A 2,629-nucleotide genomic window follows, 5' to 3' on the forward strand; every position below is an offset into this window, starting at 1 on the left:
GTACGACAGCTAAAAAACAAAAGGAACGCTGAAAGACAACTACTAAAAATACCAAATAGAAGATGAAATATCTAACAGAATATGAAAAAGAAGATGGAATATGTGCTGGACACATATTTGCAGAAACTTTAGAGGAAGCAGAAAAGCTAGCAAAACAAAAAGGAGAAACAGTTGTTGGACATATTCCTCCTGATTGTACTGACTGCGAAAGAGAGGGAGAACTAGTTGAAACCGTTTAGACCTGCGTTTCTTTGAGCACTTTGTTTTGAAGCAAAGCCTTGTCCTGAGGAACCTAAAATTTTACCATTAGGAGATACTGCTCTCCAACGCCATTTTCCTGCTGTGTCTGGATAGACTTCTAATCTGTACTTTGTCATTTGTTATTATATTAAAAGGTTAAATTAAGTCCTTTGAAATTGTGTTTGTTATTTAGAATGATTATAAATTGCATTTAAGTATTGTAATTGATGGACGTTTTAACGTACATTTGCAGTGTTGTTAAATCAAAAAATACAAAAACTCCCTACCGATAATCGAGAGCTTTGTTTAACATCAACAGCATCTTTGACAGACCTGTGTACCAAAGTTTAACTAAAGTTAGCCTAACTACTTATTACAGTAGAAACAAAATGGTTTACTTAATTTAACTTCTTTTTTACTTCTCCAATGGATAAAACTCCAAAAACATACAAGTTTTCTCAAAGTAAATAGAATTAAGAATTAGACAGTTAGATTGTTTAGACTGCGAATCTAAACTACATAGAGTTCAAAGAACAAAAAGCATTCAGACTTACTAATCGGAAGTAAACTGATAATAGAGCAACAAGAATTAAGGCTACTGTTTACGAGACAAGTATAGCCTTTATTTATATTTAAACCACACAAGTTGCAAAAATATTAAACTTTCTTTATACTCACAAGAAATTTAACAATTATTTTCCGCACAACAAACACAATTTCAAAAAACAAACATAGCCGTCGTACAACAGCTACTAAGCAATATAGCGGTTTTAGGCTTAATTTAAAAATAATTTTGTATCTGTTAAATTTGGCGCAAAACAGATAAAACACTGAATATCAACCCGCTACATCGCCTAGTAGCAAGACGTTATGTGACAGCTACAGAAAAAACGACGCTGAATTCAACATTATAAATATTAAAAAAACAATTAACGCTTTTTAATTTCAGACTTGGTTGGAATCGCAATTTAGAACTGAAACTCTAAAATTTGAAAGTTGGCCTAATTATGATAAATAACTTCCGTCTTCAGAAATGTTAAGAGAGTTAACTAACGTTTGAATAAAAGAATCTTTATCATTTTGACTTTCGAAATTGCAATTTATAGCTAAACCAAAATATCCGTCTTCTAATACAAAATTAATTTTCGGAGTAAATTCCTTTATATGTTCAGCGATTTTTTTTGTTGCACTATTTGAATTGGATTGAAAAATATACTCTATCATAATCTATTTTTTTGTGTTAATAATTAATACAAATATAGAAATAATTTATTAAAATATAATTAACAATAAATTATATTTATTATTAAATATTTCATTAGATTTAAATCCGAATAGAAAATTGAAATATGGAAACTTGAAAGTTGGAAACTTGAAAGTTGGATGCGTAAAATGGAATGAAATTTCGCGGAAATAAACACACGTAAATAGCCGTCACATAACACTTGCTACAAGCGATTTGGGCATTTGGCTTAATTTAAAAATGGTCTTGTATTTGGGATGTTTAGGCAAATCCGAAAGATTACGCATTTTTAATCCCAAACCTCTTGTAGCAAGGGAACGTTGTATGCAATTGCAAAGAAACCACTATGATAGAAGAACTTATACAAAAAACCAACGACAAAAAGTTTTATAACGATTGTGATTTGAAAGTTGAATCATATAGTTTTCGAACTTCAGATAATACTTTTGAAATGATACTTTCAATTAATCAGAATAGCTATGATATTCCAGTTGAATATGAAGAATGGAAATTGACTTGTAGTAATACTGAAAAATTTGATGGCTTTTTTTGGAGTTTAACTTTGCCATATGTTAAAATGAAAATCTTGGACAAACATCCATTATTACTAATTTTTCATGAAAATGAACTCGAATGTGAAATTAAAGGCAAACCAGAAAACGTAAGTGAATTTATTGGCGACATTACTAATGTTTTGGAAAAAGAAACGGGAAATTGGATTCCCGTAAAAGAATATTTTTGGAATAATGAGGAATACTATGAGAAATACTCCAAGAGAACAATCTGTATTCCAAAATCTTTGGAAAATCCTATTCGTAAAATATGTGAAAAACATAAATTAAATTTTCAAATAAATAATGAAATTATAGATGAAGATAAAGGTTTCGCCGACAAACCAAAGTCAAAAATTTTAATATTTGGAAATGAAGATGTAAGCCCAAATGATTTTAATCTGAATCAACCATTTATAATCGCAGAAAAGTTTACCGCAGAAAGAACTAAATAGAAGCAACTGCATACAACACTTGCTACAAGAGATTTGGGCAATTGGCTTAATTTAAAAATGGTCTTGTATTTGGGAAGTTTAGGCAAATCCGAAAATAAGGCTTAATTTAACCCCAAACCTCTTGTAGCAAGGGAACGTTA

General features: G+C 30.1%; 4 protein-coding genes. 2 read left to right on the top strand and 2 right to left on the bottom strand.

The annotated features are described in order from the left end of the window. Window positions 1-62 precede the first annotated feature (62 nt). A complete protein-coding gene (locus tag IRZ80_RS20645; protein ID WP_194644232.1) occupies window positions 63-239 on the top strand; it encodes a hypothetical protein in 177 nt (58 codons plus the stop codon). Here the strand turns inward: IRZ80_RS20645 and IRZ80_RS20650 are convergent. Continuing rightward, complete coding sequence (locus IRZ80_RS20650) at window positions 222-377, bottom strand: YegP family protein (protein WP_194644234.1); 156 nt, start codon at window positions 375-377, stop codon at window positions 222-224. The genes IRZ80_RS20645 and IRZ80_RS20650 overlap by 18 nt on opposite strands. A gap of 868 nt (window positions 378-1,245) precedes the next feature. Further along, entirely contained in the window at window positions 1,246-1,464 is a 219-nt protein-coding gene (locus IRZ80_RS20655) for a hypothetical protein (RefSeq protein WP_194644236.1), read from the bottom strand. A 365-nt stretch (window positions 1,465-1,829) separates the two neighbouring features. Between IRZ80_RS20655 and IRZ80_RS20660 the strand changes: the two genes are divergently transcribed. Continuing rightward, a complete protein-coding gene (locus tag IRZ80_RS20660) occupies window positions 1,830-2,489 on the top strand; it encodes a hypothetical protein (protein ID WP_194644238.1) in 660 nt (219 codons plus the stop codon). The last annotated feature ends 140 nt before the right edge of the window (window positions 2,490-2,629 follow it).

The organism is Flavobacterium sp. HJJ, assembly GCF_015351475.1.
GTDB lineage: Bacteria > Bacteroidota > Bacteroidia > Flavobacteriales > Flavobacteriaceae > Flavobacterium > Flavobacterium marginilacus.

Coding starts and splice junctions, on each gene's coding strand:
- IRZ80_RS20645 (WP_194644232.1), top strand. CDS start 63: ATGAAATATCTAACAGAATATGAAAAAGAAGATGGAATATGTGCTGGA.
- IRZ80_RS20650 (WP_194644234.1), bottom strand. CDS start 377: ATGACAAAGTACAGATTAGAAGTCTATCCAGACACAGCAGGAAAATGG.
- IRZ80_RS20655 (WP_194644236.1), bottom strand. CDS start 1,464: ATGATAGAGTATATTTTTCAATCCAATTCAAATAGTGCAACAAAAAAA.
- IRZ80_RS20660 (WP_194644238.1), top strand. CDS start 1,830: ATGATAGAAGAACTTATACAAAAAACCAACGACAAAAAGTTTTATAAC.